The organism is Streptomyces sp. NPDC038707, from assembly GCF_040636485.1.
Taxonomy (GTDB): domain Bacteria; phylum Actinomycetota; class Actinomycetes; order Streptomycetales; family Streptomycetaceae; genus Streptomyces.
In genome coordinates this window covers 386,863-403,221 of record NZ_JBEZUP010000002.1, presented here as the reverse complement: position 1 = coordinate 403,221, position 16,359 = coordinate 386,863, and the positions used below count along the sequence as shown (strand labels likewise).

General features: G+C 75.0%; 11 protein-coding genes. 3 read left to right on the top strand and 8 right to left on the bottom strand.

The window, feature by feature from the left end; all coding sequences use genetic code 11:
* Positions 1 to 2,087: 2,087 nt before the first annotated feature.
* The 8 genes from AB0E62_RS04400 to AB0E62_RS04365 form a co-directional block, all read right to left on the bottom strand.
* Positions 2,088 to 2,246 (bottom strand): DUF6760 family protein, encoded by a 159-nt coding sequence (locus tag AB0E62_RS04400; protein WP_318202312.1) that lies wholly within the window; start codon positions 2,244 to 2,246, stop codon positions 2,088 to 2,090.
* Complete coding sequence (locus tag AB0E62_RS04395; protein WP_362187827.1) at positions 2,243 to 2,752, bottom strand: hypothetical protein; 510 nt, start codon at positions 2,750 to 2,752, stop codon at positions 2,243 to 2,245. Before AB0E62_RS04395 ends, AB0E62_RS04400 begins: the two co-directional genes overlap by 4 nt.
* On the bottom strand, positions 2,749 to 3,189 hold the full coding sequence (locus AB0E62_RS04390) for a phage tail protein (protein WP_030609652.1): 441 nt from the start codon (positions 3,187 to 3,189) through the stop codon (positions 2,749 to 2,751). The genes AB0E62_RS04395 and AB0E62_RS04390 overlap by 4 nt, the downstream gene beginning before the upstream one ends.
* A gap of 53 nt (positions 3,190 to 3,242) precedes the next feature.
* Positions 3,243 to 4,802, bottom strand: coding sequence for a phage tail sheath family protein (locus AB0E62_RS04385; RefSeq protein ID WP_362187824.1), 1,560 nt, complete (start codon positions 4,800 to 4,802; stop codon positions 3,243 to 3,245).
* Between the two features lie 306 nt (positions 4,803 to 5,108).
* Positions 5,109 to 7,196 (bottom strand): ATP-binding protein, encoded by a 2,088-nt coding sequence (locus tag AB0E62_RS04380; protein ID WP_362188104.1) that lies wholly within the window; start codon positions 7,194 to 7,196, stop codon positions 5,109 to 5,111.
* Between the two features lie 74 nt (positions 7,197 to 7,270).
* On the bottom strand, positions 7,271 to 7,978 hold the full coding sequence (locus AB0E62_RS04375) for a DUF4255 domain-containing protein (RefSeq protein ID WP_362187821.1): 708 nt from the start codon (positions 7,976 to 7,978) through the stop codon (positions 7,271 to 7,273).
* Positions 7,975 to 11,196, bottom strand: coding sequence for a hypothetical protein (locus tag AB0E62_RS04370; protein ID WP_362187818.1), 3,222 nt, complete (start codon positions 11,194 to 11,196; stop codon positions 7,975 to 7,977). The genes AB0E62_RS04375 and AB0E62_RS04370 overlap by 4 nt, the downstream gene beginning before the upstream one ends.
* Positions 11,197 to 11,350: 154 nt before the next feature.
* Positions 11,351 to 12,073, bottom strand: coding sequence for a response regulator transcription factor (locus AB0E62_RS04365; protein WP_362187815.1), 723 nt, complete (start codon positions 12,071 to 12,073; stop codon positions 11,351 to 11,353).
* 204 nt (positions 12,074 to 12,277) lie between these two features.
* Between AB0E62_RS04365 and AB0E62_RS04360 the strand changes: the two genes are divergently transcribed.
* The 3 genes from AB0E62_RS04360 to AB0E62_RS04350 all read left to right on the top strand — a co-directional run bounded on the left by AB0E62_RS04360 (position 12,278) and on the right by AB0E62_RS04350 (position 16,348).
* Positions 12,278 to 13,654: a hydrolytic protein gene (locus AB0E62_RS04360; RefSeq protein ID WP_362187812.1), complete on the top strand. Its 1,377-nt coding sequence runs from the start codon at positions 12,278 to 12,280 to the stop codon at positions 13,652 to 13,654.
* 697 nt (positions 13,655 to 14,351) lie between these two features.
* The gene (locus AB0E62_RS04355; protein WP_007383480.1) at positions 14,352 to 14,555 is read left to right on the top strand and encodes a cold-shock protein; all 204 of its coding nucleotides are present in this window, start codon (positions 14,352 to 14,354) and stop codon (positions 14,553 to 14,555) included.
* A 281-nt stretch (positions 14,556 to 14,836) separates the two neighbouring features.
* Entirely contained in the window at positions 14,837 to 16,348 is a 1,512-nt protein-coding gene (locus AB0E62_RS04350; RefSeq protein ID WP_362187810.1) for a DEAD/DEAH box helicase, read from the top strand.
* Positions 16,349 to 16,359: the final 11 nt, after the last annotated feature.

The following is a 16,359-nucleotide window of genomic DNA, read 5'->3' as shown; positions in this document are numbered from 1 at the left end:
CGGGCACCGCACCGGGGCGTCGCGTGTCTCCCGCCGGGCCTGCGGGCGCCGCCGGGGTCGCGCCCTGCGCTCCCGCCGCCGGACTCTGGGGCGCGGGGGTCCGGGGCGGTGTCACCAACGGCGTGGCGGGGCCGTCCCCGGGACGGGTACCGGTCTGCGGGGTGCTCCCGTCGACGGAGCCGGCCCCCAGGCCGCGCCGCACGGCCCCCGTCCCCAGCAGGGGCGCGACCGGACCACTGCCGGAGTCCGGCGCGCCGGTGACGGCGGCCCGCCCCTCGGCGGAGCCGGCCGCCGAACGACGCTGTACGGCGGGCTTCCCCGCCGGCGGCGCGTCCGGACCACTGCCGGAGCGCGACGGCCGGCCGGACTCCGGTGCCCTCGTGTCCGCCGCCGGCGGGGTGTCCGTACCGCTTCCGGACCGGGCACCGGCCTCCGGCGCGTTCCCCGCCACCACGCTCCGCCGCACGGCCGGCTTCTCCGCCAACGGGGCGTCCAGACCGCTCCCGGGACGGGCCCCGGCCTCCGGGGCGCCTCCGTCGGCCGGTTCCGCCGCCACACTCCGCTGCACGGCACCCTGGCCCAGCAACGGTGAGTCGGAGCCGCCGCCAGGAGCGGGGGGCTCGGCCCCGGTGGGCGGCGTACGTCCCTGGTCCGGCGTGGCTCCGGGCGCTCCGGACGCCCGCTCCGGTCGTACCCGGGCACGCCGGCCGCCGGGCCCGGGAGCACCCGGGACGGCGGCGCTCGGCGGCATCTCGGGCAGCGGTGCGCCCAGACCGCCCCGTGCGCGTGCCCCGCCGCCGGACGCACCCGGGGTGCCGGACGTGCCGTCGGCCTGGCGCTGCACCACCGGGAGCGCCAGGCCGGGCGCCGAACCGGCACCGGTACCGGTACCGGCACCATTACCGGACGTGGCGCGCTGGACCGGGGTGTCGTCGCCCAACGGCCGTGCGGTCGAGGGAAGTTCACTGAGCGGCGCGCCCAGGGGCGCACGCGTCGCCGTACCCGGCGCGGAATCGGCCGGGCGCGCCCCCGTCCCGGCCCGCGCGGCCGTGGCGGAGGGGCTGACGGGTGTCTCCGAGTCCTTGGCGACGGCCGACGTCTTCGTGCCCGTTGCACCCGTCACGCCCGTTGCCCCCGTTGTCCCCGTGTCCGGAGTCGGAGCCGGTGTCCGGGGGCGCAGCGCGGGGACGCGGCGTACGGGGCCGGCCGGGCGGCGGGCCACGGTGAGGGAGGGAGCTGTCGGGCGGGGCCGGACGGCCGGGCGGGGCGCGTCGGCCCCGGAGGCACGGGACGCCCGCGGCTGCCCGCCTTCCGTACCGGCGGCCCGCTCCCGCGCCGCGGCCGGGCCGACAGCCGTACCTCTCACCGCCGTCACGCGCCGCACCACCGGAATCTCCGGTGCGGCGGCCCGGTGGCCGGGGCCGGCCGGAGTCACCACCGGACCGGTGCCGGGAACCGCCGCGCGCTGGACGGCGGGGGAGTCCCCGGAGGCGGGGGCACGGTTCGCCGGGGCGTCACCCGGACGTCCCGCCCCCGCGGCACGGGAACCGCGGGAAGGCCGTACGGCCGGGGAGACCGGGCCGGACGACGGGGCGGCGGCTTCCGGCGCACCCGGCCGCGCCGCCTCCCGGCCCTCGTCCTGGCCCCCCTCCCGGCGCAGGGCACGCAGCAGCAGCGGGCCCCCTTCGGCGCGGGCGGCCTGAGGGGCGGCCGGGCGGTGGGTGACGCCGTGGACCAGGCCCGTGGGGGCCGTGGGCAGCAGGGCGTGGGCGAGACCGGAGTCGAAGGACGGGTTCTGCCAGGCGGCGAGGCCCGACCGGAAGGCGAGACCGTCGCTGACGCCGAGCGGCGCGCGGGACACGGTCAGTTCCGGTGGCGCGGCACGGCGCCAGCCGCCGTCCCAGTCGGCGGGCACGGAGGCGGCCGGAGCGTCCGGGACGGAAGCGGCCGGAGCGTCCGGCGCGGAGGCGGCCGGGGCACCGGGCCCGGACGCAGCCGGGGTGCCGGCGCGCTCCGCGCCCCGCGCGGCCCGCGCGCCCCCCGTCCCGGCGGACCGGCGGCGCAGCCTGTCCCGCCATGCCATGTGCTCAACCGCCTTCGTTCACGCGGGTGTTGATACGAGCGATCTCGGCCACCCACTGCCGTCGTTCGTCATGCGTCAGATCGAGGATCTCCTCGCGCGCCCAGTGGAAGTGATAGGCGATGTACGCGATCTCCTCCCGGAGCCGGGGAAGGGCGTACGTCACGATTCCCCCAGGCGCCCACCCGAGAGGTCGACCTCGAAGCCGCCCTCGCAGTGCGGGCAGGTCACCGCCGCCCGGGTGTGGCCCTCGCTGTTCACCCGGCGGTAGAAGTCCTGGAGGAAGGCGACGTCGGTGGCGTACATCCGCTCCACGATCCCGGCGTGCACGTCGGTGATGGTGCCGATCCGGGTGATCACCTGGCTCAGCAGCACCACGCTCAGGTACGCCGGGTTCTCCTTGACCCGCAGATCGATCTGCGGCCGTAGTTCGTCCCGGGCCGTGGCCAGGCGCATCGCGCCCTCACGGTGCACCGTGCCCGCCTCGTCGACGTAGCCGCGCGGCAGCACGAACTCGAACTCGGTGCGCAGCCCGTGCGGTTCCTCGCGGGGCGGCGGGGCCGCGGCCGGGGCGGCGGCGGGGGGTGCCGCCGCCTGCTCGGCCGCCGGGGCGGGCGTCGTCAGCTGGAGGATCTCCTCCAGGTTGCCCGCCGTCACGGTACGGCGCCTCATTCGACGATGATCTCCTCGAACACGATGGTGACGGACTCGGTGGCCGCGGCCGACTCGCCCGCCTTCAGGGACGGTCCCTCCCACTTGGAGGCCCAGCCCTGCATCAGCTGGATGCGGCGGACCGTGTTGCCCTCGCTGTCCTTGATCTCGATGGTGAGGTTCTGCCGGGCGGTGTTGACGGCCCCGTTGTTCAGGGTCTCCTTGATCCAGTTGGTGAACTCGCTGCTCTGGTCGAGTCCCCGGGTGATCGTGATCTCGCCCGCCTGCCGGCCACCGGGCTGCTTGCGGATGATCTGCTTGCCCTCCGCGGTGACCTGCTTGACCTCGACGACGTCCTCCTCGACGGTCAGCCCGCTGATCTCCTGGATCGATTCGACCAGGTAGCCGCCGAGCTGCACGCCGAAGACGTGGGTGGAAAGAGCATCGCCCGTTGCCATGACTGTCCGTCACCTTCCGTTCGCTGACCCGCGGGTCACTGGTCTGGCTCGTCTCACTCGTCGATGAGACTGGTGCTGTCGGAGAACTGGGCCAGCCGGAACACCACGAACTCCGCGGGCTTGACCGGCGACACGCCGATCTCGCAGACGACCCGGCCCTGGTCGATGGACTCCTGCGGGTTGTTGTCGCGGTCGCACTTGACGTAGAACGCCTCGTCGGCGGTGCGGCCGAACAGCGCGCCCCGGCGCCACTCCTCGGTGAGGAACGCGGTGACGTTGCGGCGGATGCTCGACCAGAGCCGGTCGTCGTTCGGTTCGAAGACCACCCACTGGGTGCCCAGGAGGATCGACTCCTCCAGGTAGTTGAACAGCCGGCGCACGTTCAGGTAGCGCCAGGCCGGGTCGGAGGAGAGGGTGCGGGCGCCCCAGATGCGGATGCCGCGGCCGGGGAAGGCCCGTACGCAGTTCACGCCGATCGGGTTGAGCAGGTCCTGCTCGCCCTTGCTGAGCCGCAGCTCCAGGTCGACCGCGCCGCGGATCACCTCGTTGGCGGGCGCCTTGTGCACACCGCGCTCGGCGTCGCTGCGCGCCCACACACCGGCGATGTGACCGCTCGGCGGGACGGTGGTGTTGCGTCCGGCGGCCGGGTCGAAGACCCGCACCCACGGGTAGTAGAGGGTGGCGTACCGCGAGTCGTAGCCCGCCTCGTCGTTGCGCCAGGTGCGCACCTGCTGGGCGTTGAGCCCGGGCGGGGTGTCCAGGACCGCGACCCGGTCGCCCATCTGCTCGCAGTGCGAGATCACGGCGAGCTGCACGGTGCGCACGCCCTCGGCGTCGATGTCGCCGCGCTGGTAGGCGCTCATCAGGTCGGGCACCGCGACCATGGTGATCTCGTCGATGGTCTCCAGGCCGCCGAACCCGGTGCGGGCGGCGGCGTCGCCGACGTACTCCGCCGGGTCGAGGCGGGCCACCGCGCCGGAGCCGGCCGGGGCGGACACGGCCGGGGCGTCGGCGAGTGGCACGGTCTGGTTGGCGGGCCGGGCCGGGGTGGCGCCCTGCTGCTCGGTGACCTCGATCAGCCGGGAGCCGCGGGCCTGGGTGACCAGGTACCCCTTGACGTTCTTGCGGGTGGAGGCCTCGTACGTCTCCGCGACCTGGTCGCCCTGGCGGACCAGGAGCTTGAAGCGGTCCTCCGGCGGGTTCTCGCCGTCGGCGTCGGCGATCTCCACCGACACGCCGGTGACGCCCGGCCGGGCCGCGACCAGGAAGCCGCCCAGCTCGGCGGGCTGGGCCGCCCGGGTCTCGCGCCGTCCGCCGGTCTCGGCCGCCGGGGCGGAGGCGTCCTCGGCGGATCCGCCGATGCGCACCACGTACGCGGCGCCGCCGCCGTTGGCGAAGTAGCCGTAGACCGAGTGGGCCAGGTAGGTGCCCTCGGTGAAGCCGCCGAACAGCTGGGTGTACTGGTCCCAGCTGGTGACGAGCGTCGGGGTGTGGAACGGGCCCGTCTCGGCGAACCCGACGAACGCGGCGACGGCGGTGCCGACCCCCTCGATCGGGCGGGCACCGGACTGCACCTCCTCCACGTACACGCCCGGGGTGAGGTACGTCGGCATGCTCGCTCCTTCGGGTCCTTGCGGGTGGGTCACCTGTGTCCAGGCCGAGTCTGCGGGGCGGATGCGCCGGGAGGACAGGGACGTGCGGACCCGACCGGGGGCAGGGCCGCTGCCTCTCCCAGCCCGCCCCGGCCGCCCACCGGCCCGTCTCCCTTGCCCCCGCGCTGCCCCTCCGCCCCTGGACACCCCGGACACCCGGGCGGTGCACTGGGCCGCCGACGGAGCGGGTACGGGGTCTCACCGCAGGGGCGGGTACGGGAGCGCGGTTCCCCGCGCCCCCTGGTTCCGTACCCGTGGGCGGACCTTTCAGGCGCCCACGGCCTCCGCCAGGTAGGGGCCGAACTCCGTCTCCAGGACCAGGCGGCCCAGCTTGCGGTACTCCTGGGCGATCGCCGTCACCACCTGGCGCATGGTGAGCGGCGTCCCGGACTCCGCCGCGAGGTAGGCCGCCGTCACCGCGCAGGCCCGGATCGAGCCGCCGGCCAGTTCGAAGCGGTCGGCGCAGAACCCGAGGTCCAGGTCGCCGGCCCGGGGCAGCCGGTCGCCCAGGCAGCGTTCCCACAGGGCGAGCCGCTGGGCCGCGTCGGGCACCGGGAAGTCGGCGATCACGTCCAGCCGACGGGTGAACGCCTCGTCCAGGTTGGCCCGCAGATTGGTGGTCAGCACCGCGATCCCGTCGAACGACTCCATGCGCTGGAGCAGGTACGCCGACTCGATGTTGGCGTGCCGGTCGTGCGCGTCCTTCACCTCCGAGCGCTTGCCGAAGATCGCGTCGGCCTCGTCGAACAGCAGCACCGCGTTGACCGCCGACGCCTCGGTGAAGATGCGCTCCAGGTTCTTCTCGGTCTCGCCCACGTACTTGTCGACCACCGTGGACAGGTCCACCACGTACAGGTCCATGCCCAGGTCCGCCGCGACGACCTCGGCGGACATGGTCTTGCCGGTGCCCGACTCGCCCGCGAACAGCGCGATGACCCCGCGCCCGCGCCCGCCGCCGGGCCGCATCCCCCACTGTCCGAGCACCTGCTCGCGGTGGCGGGCGCGCAGCGCGAGTTCGCGCAGCCGGCGGTGGGTGGGCGGCGGGAGCACCAGGTCGTCCCAGCCGACCCCCGGTTCCACCCGGCGGGCCAGCCGGTCCAGCCCCGCGCCGTTCTGGGCGCGCACGGCGGTGCGCAGGTCGTCGGGGCCGACCGGGCGGCCGGCGAGGGCGGCCGTGCGCACGGCCACGTCGGCGGCGCGGCGCACCTGCCCGGAGTCCAGGCGGTGCGCGGCCACCGCCCGGGCCAGCGCCTCGGTGTCGCCGGGGGCGGAGCCGTCGCCGGCGGCCCGCTCCAGGGCGTGCCGCCAGCGCTCGGCCTGCCGCTCGGGCGAGGGCGCCGGCACGGTCAGGACGACGGGGGTGTCGGGGGCCCAGGCCGGGTCCCAGCCGGGGGTGCCGTGGGTCAGCAGGGGGATGCCCCGCAGCGCCGTGCACAGCGTCCGCAGGGTGCGGGTGCGTTCGGCGGGCTCGTCGGGCAGCGCCTCCAGCGGGCCGAGGACCACGCCGGCACCGGTCAGCCGGGCTTCGAGGGCGGTCACCCGGGCCAGCTCCGGGATGTCCCCGGAGCGCCGGGCGAGGGCCGCCGCGTCCAGCGCCAGCGGGCGCAGGTCCGCAGCGCCGAGCGCCGCGACGGCCAGGCCGCCGGTGTCGCCCCGGCCGCGCAGGTGGACCAGGCCGGTGCCGGTCCGGGCGGCGGCCGCCGCGCGGCGCACCTGCCCGGGTTCGGCGGTGGGGTCCTCGCGGGGCTCGTCGAGCACGCCGGCCAGCCGGGCGTCGGGCCACGCGTTGCCCAGCAGGTGGGCGGTGACCCGGTCGGGCACGACCAGGACGCGGGACAGCGGCGGCCGGTCCGGCTCGGTGACCTCCAGCAGGCCGCCCGCGACCAGCGGGGCGCCGGGGGCGAGCCGGAACCGACCGGGTGCCGCCCCGGCGAGCCCGCACAGCTCCAGGGCGAGCCCGACGGTGGGCCGGCGGCGGGTCAGGTCGTCGTTGAGGTAGCCGTAGAGCCGCTCGAAGCGCGCGTCAAGATCGGGCGCCACCGCGACCAGGAGCAGGTCCAGGTCCAGCGGGGACAGCCCGAACCGCGCGGCGAGCACGGCGAGTACGGAACCGGCCGGCGGCTGCCAGGGGTCCGGACCGGGTACGCCGAGCCCGCCCGGCTCGTCCAGGATGCGGGCCGCCGCCTCCGGGGTGAGGTACTGCCCCCGGTAGGGATCGTCGGGATCGGGGTCCCCGGCCCGCCGTGCCTCCACCGCCCCTCGCACCCGCTCCTCGACGGCCCGCAGCCGGTCCCAGAGAGCACCGGCCCGGGCGTCCGGCTCCCCGGACGGCCCGGGAGCGGCGCGGTGCGTCACGGGGATGACGGATGTGCCGGACGGGCCGGGTGGTTCGATCGTCTCGGGCGGCTCGGTCGTTCCGGTCGTGCGGGTCACGGCTGGCGGTCTCCACGGTGGCGGCGGCGGGCGGGGGCCGGGCCCCGTTCACGGGGGCCGGCGAAACCCTGCGGGCCCGGGTCGCTCACCTCCGTGTAGCGCAGCCGGCGCCCGGGGTCCGCCTGGCCGTCCGCGCGCCGGGCGGCGGAGCGTACGACGAGTCCCTCGGTGACCGGCGGCGCGACGGCCGTGACCGCCCCGGCGAGCGGCGCCCGCACCCGTACGCCCAGCGACGCCTTCAGCTCGCCGCCGAGCGCCGACCACACGTCGGCGGCGGCCGGTACGTCGGCGGCGGCCCCGGCGACGTCCAGGCCCACGGTCAGGCCCAGTTCCGCGAGGGTGCCGGTGAGCAGCCGCGCGGGCAGCGTGTCGACGGCCACCAGGCTGGAGAGCACCTGCGACAGCAGCCGGTGTTCGTCCTGCGGGCGGCTCGCCCACGCCGTGACCAGGTAGGTCAGGTCGAACCAGCGGGGCGGGGTGCGCCGCGCCACGAGCTGCCCGTCCGCGTCGTACACCTCCCCCGCGCCGCTGCCGCGCCGGGCGGCGTCCTCGCGGATGTCGTACAGGAAGACGCAGACCGTCGGCGCGCTGCGGCGCGCGGCCCAGTCCCGGGTGGGGGCGTCGAAGACGACCTCGACGCCCGACGCCTCCAGGCCGGACTCGCCGAGCAGCCGGCGCAGCCCCTCGTCGACCTCGTGGATCACCGGCGGGTCACCTCGTCGGGCGGCTGGATGCTGCCGCTGACCACCAGGAAGTCGGTCTTCACCGGGGAGAACCCGGGGCCCTTGGCGATGATGACGCGCGGTCCGGTCTGGTCCTTGGCGAGGATGAGCAGCTGCCCGATGAACGTGCCGTCGGGCTTGGGCACGGTCGGTGCCGCCGCCGCGGTGATCCCCGGCTTCCAGGTGAACCGGACCGGCACACCGGGCGGGAAGTCCTTGCCGCGCACGGAGGTGACGAAGCCGGGCTTGCCGATGTCCGGTACGGCGATGATGCGCGGCTGGAGGATGCGCAGCCGCTGCCGGGCGGTGTTGTCGCTGAGGTCGGCGTCCGTGCCGGTGGTGGTGAGCTCGCCGGTGACCTGGCCGGTCATCGCCTTCTCGGGGCTGAGGACCACGCGTACGACGGTGCTCGCGCCCGGCTCGAGGTCCGGCAGCGCGCACAGCCAGGAGGTGTCGCAGCCCGGGGGCGGCCCGCTGTCCGGGATGCCGGCGGGCAGCCCGACGCGCAGCCGCAGCCCGGTCGCCAGCGCGCCTCGGCCGTTGCGGACGGTGTACGTCACCACGACCCGCCCGCCGACGTAGCCGGGGTTCGGCTGGGCGGTGGCGCGCACGCCGGGTCCGGCCTTCGGCGCCGGAGGCTGCGGCGGCACCGGCGGCAGAGGCGGCACGGTGGGCGGCGGCGTCGGGGCCGGGGTGGGAGCGGGCGGCGGTGTCGGGGTGGGGGTGGGCGTGGGCGTGGGGGTCGGGGTCGGCGGCGGGGGCGTGCGGACCGGCACCACGGTCCGGCCCGCGTTGTCGCTGGGCCGCGGGTCGAGGACCGCGCCGCCGACCGACCAGCCGACCGGCGCGTCCCCCGGGGTGACCCCGGTGAGGGTGACGTCCACGGGGACGGTCGTGCCGGGCGGCACCACGCCGAGGTCGCACTGGAGGGACGTGGGGACGCAGGCGCCGTCGGGCCGGGTGATCCGGGTGACGGTGACCCCGGCGGGCGGGTCGATGGTCAGCCGCGTGCCGGGAGAGGCGGCGGGGCCGTTGTTCACCACCTCGACGCGGACCGTGGTGGAGCGGCCGACGGTCACCTCCGGGACGGTGCCGGGAGCCCGGACGGCGAGGTCCACGGACTGCTGGACGCTGGGCTCCTTGTGCCGGCCCGGCAGGTCGTTGGTGAGCTTGGTCAGCTCGCCGGTCACGACGTTCAGCACCTTGAGCTTCTCCGGGCTGTTGACCGGCCGGCTCGGGCGGGAGCTGAGCACCAGGGAGGTGCCGTCGGGCGTCCAGGCGGCGTCCCGGGGCTGGAACGGCCCGGGGTTCTCGGGCAGTGCACGGCGGCAGGCGTTCGGCACGTCACGGGCGGAGCCGGGCAGGAGCACCCGGCAGTCGGCGCCGGACACGGAGGTCACGATGATGCCGTTGTGCTCACCGGTGTCGACCACGCCGCCGCCGTTCTTGCGGTTGAAGGCGATGCTGCGGCCGTCCGGGGAGAAGGCGGGGCTGTCGTCGATGACCGCGCAGGTGCCCGGGCAGATCTTCTCGCTCAGGTCGGTCTGCTGCTCCAGGTGCTGCACGGGCACGGTCCAGATGTGCTTGTTGCCGCCGGCGCCGTAGACCAGCTCGTTGCGGGTGAAGGCCAGCATGCTGCCGTCGGAGGACCAGGTGGGCTGGGCGTCCTGGCCCTGGAGCTCTCCGTCGGGCGCGACGACGGTGCCGGTGATCCTGCCGGAGGCGACCTCCGCGATGAGCACCTTGCTGGCCGGCGCGGCCCCGCCGGTGCCCGGCGAGATCCGGGTGAAGGCGAGGTACTTGCCGTCCGGGGAGAACGCCGGGTCGGTGTCCCGGACGCCCGGTCCGCGTCCGTCGAGCTTCAGCGCCTCCGGGTGCCGGCCGTCGGCGTCCGCCAGCCAGATCTCCTCGACGCGGCTGCCGCGGTCGCCCAGGAAACGGGTCACCACGATCCGGCGGCCGTCCGGTGTGTAGCTCTGCCGTTCGGTCCACGGGTCGTAGTCGGCCCGGGGCTGGAAGAGCGGGTCCTTGGCCGCGTCGGTGTTGGTGTCGGCCTCCGGGTCCTCGTTCAGGATCGGCAGGTTCAGATCGCGGGGGTCGGCCCCGTCCGCCCGGATGTCCTGGAGCGTCACCGCGTGCGGGCCCTCGGCCGTGATGTGCTCCACCACCGCCCGGCCGCCGTCCAGCGGGCCGAGCCAGGTGGGCGAGGAGACCTCCCGGTCCTCGTCCAGCACCAGTCCCGGCGTCCCGGTGCCGTGCCGCTTGGCGCGGAAGACGTGGTCGTAGTCGCCCTCGCACTGGCAGGTGGTCTCGGGGCTGAGGAACAGCACCTCGTCCCCGCCCGGCATCCAGGCGGGGGCGTGCGCCCGCCACTGCTCCCGGCCACCGCCGAGCAGCGGCCCGTCGGCGGTGCCGAACGCGTTCGTCTCCCTCAGCTGGGACAGGTCGCCCTTGGTCGCGGTGTACGCGATGAGGCCGCGGTGGGTGTCGTCGTCCACCGGGTTCCACACCGGTTCGGTGGCCGTGCCGTTCTCGGAATCGGTGACCAGGGTGGGAGGGTCCTGGGTGGGGATGCCCCCGGCCAGGGGCCGCACGTAGATCTGCGCGCCGGCCGCGTCCTCGTTGCTGGAGTACGCGAGGTGCTTCCCGTCCGGGGAGACCGTCGGGTAGGTCTCGTCGGCGGGGGTTTTGGTGAGCTGGGTCGGCCCGGAGCCGTCGGTGCCCACCCGCCACAGATCGCGCTGGTTCTTGCCGTCCGGGCCGCCGGGCGCGGCCGCGTCGAAGACCACGGCGCCGTCCGGCGTCAGCCGGGGGTGGGCCGCGTCCATGCCGAAGGTGAGACGGCGCACGGAACCGTCGGCGGCCCGCAGATAGATCTGCGGGTCCTTCTCGTCGCGGCGGCTGGCGAAGACCAGCTGGTCGCCCAGGGCGGACGGCTGCATGTCGTTGTGGGCCGGGCCGTCGGCGGCGAACAGCGGGGCGCTCTTCTTGGGGTCGGAGGCGGGCACGCCGAGACTGCGGTGCCGGGTGCCGGCGAACGCGATCCGGGTCTCCGCGGCCGTGGTGGCCACCCGTGGCGAGGCGGCGGCGGTGCCGTTCTCGCCGGAGGCCGCGGTCGCGCCGAGCAGGGGGATCAGCAGCAGCGCCGACGCGCCGAGCCGCCCCAGGCGGTACCGCCCGCCGGGGCCAGCGGTTCCCATCAAGGTCCCCCTCGCAGTGTGGTGCGGCAATCCGGGTGTGCCCCCGCCACCCTGTCCCCCCGCGCGCACGGTGCGGGAGGGCGGCGGGGCCATACCCGGGGGAAACGCGCGGTGCGCTTTCGGGCAGCGCGCGTTGCCCGGCCGGGCCGCCCGGTCAGATCAGCCCGTTGCGCAGCGCGTAGCCGACCGCGTGGGCCCGGTTGCGCAGCTGGAGCCGGGTGATGACCTCGTGGAGGATGTTCTTGACGGTCCGTTCGGAGTACGAGGTCTTGCGGGCGATCTCTGCGGTGTCCAGGCCCTCCGACACCATCCGCAGCATGTCCGCCTCGCGGGTGGTCAGCGTGGACAGGGACAGCCCGCGGGGATCGAGCGACGAGCGCTGGAGGCTGCCCACGTGGCTGAGGAGCTTGCCGAGCAGGTCGCCGGGCAGGACGCCCTCGCCGTTGGCTATGGCCAGGACCAGCCGCAGCAGCTGGTCCTGGTCGGCCTCGGCGCGCCGCAGCACCGCGGCCACCCCGCACTCGATGACGCGTTGCAGCGAACCGGAACCGAGGGTGGCGACGACCAGGCCGGTACGGGTGGCGGTGTTGTGCCGCAGCCGGTGCAGCAGCGCGGCCACGTCGTCGTCGACGTGGTCCACCACCACCAGTGACACCGCGGCCCCTTCGGCGTCGGCGTCGGCGAGCAGGTCGATCTCGGGGCGCTGCCGCAGTTGCTGGACGACGCCCAGGCGCAGGACGGGGTCGGCGGCGTAGACCGCCACGGTGACCCGGTCGGGACGGTCGGCGGGAGAGGCCCGGTGCGGGGACCAGGCCGGGGCCGGTCCATGCGCCTCGGTGGCGGGCACGGACGACCCGGCATTGTTTGAGCTGAGCATGAGGGGTTACCTGTCTGATGAGTGCCGGTCGGTGGGACGTGGGGGCGGGGACGAGCGCCGTGGTCCGGCGCACCCGGGACGACGGCCGCGTCAACGGTCCGCTGCCCTCGGGGAGTTGATGGGTGACCGTGCGGGCACCACGACTGCCCGGGCATTGCCCTCGCGCTTCTCGTGGCGCTTCCGGGCGCGGTCTAGCGTGCTGGCGTGACGCCTTCCGCAGCCTCTCCCAGCCCCGGCGCTCCTGGACTCGACATCCCGGAAGTGACCGTGGAGCCGGGGGACATCGCCACGACCACCCTGACCGTGCGCAACGACAGCGACATCGTCGAGGCGTACAGCCTGGAGGTCGTCGGGGACTGCGCCGCCTGGTCCACCGTGGAGCCCGCGCGGGTCTCCCTCTACCCGGGCACCTCGGAGACGGTGACGATCCGGCTGGAGCCCCCGCGGTCCCCGGAGGTCCGGGCCGGTGAAGTGCCCCTCGGGGTGCGCGTGCTGCCGGCCGAGCACCCCGAGTCGGTGCGGGTGCTGGAGACCACCGTGCACATCGGGGCGTTCCACGAGCTGCACAGCGAGCTGGCCCCGCGCCGGCGGCGCGGCTGGCTGCGCGGACGGTACCGGCTGGCGGTGCGCAACCAGGGCAACACCCCGGTGACGGTGGGCTTCACCGCCGGACAGGCGGGCGAGGAGCTGGCGTTCGCCTTCAGCCCGGAGCGGCAGGCGCTGGAACCCGGCGAGTCGGCCGAGGCCGGCCTCAGGGTCCGCACGGGCAAGCCGGTGTGGTTCGGCGCCCCGGTGGTGTGGCCGTTCACCGTGGACACCGCCGAGACCGGCGAACAGGACGAGAACCGGCGGGACGACGCCGCCGTACGGGTGCCGCTGGACGCCGAGTTCGTCCAGATACCGGTCTTCCCCAAGTGGCTGCTCGCCCTGCTCGCGGCCCTGCTCGCGCTGCTGCTCGCCTGGTTCATGCTGGTCCGCCCCGCGGTGCGCAGTGCCGCGAAGGAGGCGGCCACCGAGGCGGTCCAGCCGCGGCCCACGCCCGCCGGGGAACAGGGCGGCGACGGGCAGACCCCGGGCACCGGTCCCGGCACGGGCACGGGTCCCGGCACGGGCAAGGGCACGGGCACCGCGCCCGGCACCGGCTCCGGGGGCCAGGGCGCGGGCACTCCGGGCGGAACGGGCGGCGACGGCACGACGGCCGACGCCGGCACCGGGGTCGGCGGCGGGCAGATCTCGCAGACCATCGATGTGCAGACGACCCGCGGCCAGACCAAGCCGGGCACGTATCCGGTGCCCGAGAAGAGTGTCTTCGGGGTCACGGACCTCGTCATCGCCAACTTCCAGGGCGACGAGGGACTGGTGACCATCACCTTCGGGGACCGGAAGATCACCACCATCGCGCTGGAGACCTTCCGCAACCAGGACTACCACTGGGTGACCCCCATCAAGATCCCCGAGAACGACACCGTGACCGTCGAAGTGACCTGCGAGAAGCCCGGCACTCCGGCGACCGGACGCCAGGCACAGGGGTGCCACGAGGTCGTGAACGTGAGTGGGGTACTCAGCCGTACCGCTCAGTAACATCAGCCTCGCGCTCGGAGGCATTGTGGGGCGGTATTGGGTGTATCTGCCAAGAGTTTGATCTTGCTCCGTCCGGAAACAGACAGCATGGGGCCGAAAAGCGCCACTCAGGGGCCCGAGACGACGCCGGCGGCCGGGGCGCGGAACGGCGCACCGGACGGCGCGCGGCGGGGACACGTCCGCCGGTCGGGTACGACACACGCCCCCTCTCGCCGCTCGGCACCCGGTGTCCCGGCCCAGGGGCCCCACAGGGAGAATCTGTCGCGTCGGCACCACAAGGACGCAGGCACCCCCGACCAGGGGGACCGATCGCCCCCCTGTGCCCGGAGAGCGGCCACCGGCGCTTCTCCCAGCACGAGTTGCGCGCCGCCGCCCACGCCCGCGAACCCGTCGGCCGGGCCACCCCCGCCGAGGCCGCGCGCCGCGTCACCCCGCCGGGCCCGGGCGCATATCTGTCGTCGCCACTGCAGAATTACCCGCAGCGCACCGAAAGATTTTCCGGCGGAGCCGCTCCAGAACATCGCCCCCGACGGAACCGAATGACAAAAAAGCTGGGTGTGCCGGGCCGGGCCGTGTTACCGTGATAACAGTTGCAGTTTTGATTGCCGGACTTTCCGGGCCCCCTAAGGGGTGATCATCGCGGCGACTCGGGATCCGCACAGTGCGGATCACGGCACTGCCCCTAGGGAGATTCAATATGGCATCTGGCACCGTGAAGTGGTTCAACGCGGAAAAGGGCTTCGGCTTCATCGAGCAGGACGGCGGCGGCGCCGACGTGTTCGCCCACTACTCGAACATCGCCACCTCCGGCTTCCGCGAGCTTCAGGAAGGCCAGAAGGTTACCTTCGACGTCACGCAGGGCCAGAAGGGCCCGCAGGCCGAGAACATCGTTCCCGCCTGACGCTGACGCGTTCTGCGAGGCCGGGGCCCGCGCCCTTGGGGCGCGGGCCCCGGTCCGTTTTACCCGGCGGACCCCGGCCCGCCTCACCCGGGCGGACCGCGCTCCGGCCCTCGGGCGACCGCTCCGTTCCTTTCGCGGACCCGCCCCGTTTACCCGCCGTCCGGCCCCTCTCACGCCTTTCGGCCTTCCCTTCGGCTCATTCTTGTGAATTCTGCCGCGGTTGCGCACCGCCGAAAGGAATTCCTCGACACGTGCCGTGCACATCGAGGAGGTTCCTCCCCATGAACCGCACCCGACCTACCCGCGGTGCCGCCGGATCCGGTGGCACCGGTCGCCGTAGCGGCAACGACTCCGCCCCTTTCCGGCCGACGCGGACCAATGGCCGTGGAAAGGGCGCCCAGGGAAACAACCCGGGAGCCCGTCGGGCACCCCGCGGCGAGTTCGCCCTGCCCGTCACCCTCACCGAGGCGCTGCCGCCGGCCGAGTCCTTCGCCGAACTCGCCCTGCCCGCACCCCTGCAGGACGCGCTGCGCGCCGAAGGCGTGACCGCGCCCTTCCCCATCCAGGCGGCCACCCTGCCGAACACGCTGGCCGGCCGGGACGTCCTGGGCCGCGGCCGCACCGGCTCGGGCAAGACCCTCGCCTTCGGTCTCCCCCTGCTGGCCCGCCTGGCCGGACAGCGGGCCGAGCCCCGCCAGCCGCTCGCCCTGATCCTCGTCCCCACCCGGGAACTCGCCCAGCAGGTCACCGACGCGCTCGCCCCCTACGCCCGGGCGCTGCGCCTGCGCTCGGTCACCGTGGTCGGCGGCATGTCGATCAGCCGCCAGACGGCCGCGCTGCGCGCCGGCGCCGAGATCGTGGTGGCGACCCCCGGGCGGCTCAAGGACCTCATCGACCGCGGCGGCTGCCGGCTGGACCGGGTCGCCGTCACCGTCCTCGACGAGGCGGACCAGATGACCGACATGGGCTTCCTGCCCCAGGTCACCGCCCTGCTCGACCAGGTCCGCCCGGACGGCCAGCGGCTGCTGTTCTCGGCCACCCTGGACCGCAACATCGACCTCCTGGTGCGCCGTTACCTGCACGACCCCGTCGTGCACTCGGTCGACCCGTCGGCGGGCGCGGTCACCACGATGGAGCACCACCTGCTGCACGTCCACGACGACGACAAGCACACCACCGCCACCGAGATCGCCGCCCGCGACGGCCGCGTGATCATGTTCCTGGACACCAAGCACGCGGCGGAGCGCCTGGCCAAGCACCTGCTGTCGGTCGGCGTACGGGCCTCGGCGCTGCACGGCGGCAAGTCCCAGCCGCAGCGCACCCGCACCCTCGCCCAGTTCAAGGACGGCAAGGTCACGGTCCTGGTGGCCACCAACGTCGCCGCCCGCGGCCTGCACATCGACGACATCGACCTCGTGGTGAACGTCGATCCGCCCGCCGACCACAAGGACTACCTGCACCGCGGCGGCCGTACCGCCCGGGCCGGCAAGTCCGGCACGGTCGTCACCCTCGTGCTGCCGCACCAGCGGCGCGCGGTGGACCGCCTCATGTCCGCCGCCGACATCACCGCCCGCACCACCCGGGTGCGCCCGGGCGAGCCGGAGCTGAACCGGATCACCGGCGCCCGGACGCCCTCCGGAGTGCCCGTCACCCTCGCCGTACCGGCCGCCGACCGCCCCCAGCGCGCCGGCGCCTCCGGATCCGCCGGACGCGGCCGGGGCGGACGGTCCCGGCGGGCCCGGGGACCCCGGCGCGCCCCGTCCGGACGGCCCGCTCCCGAGGGAAGCCGCTGACCCCCGCACCC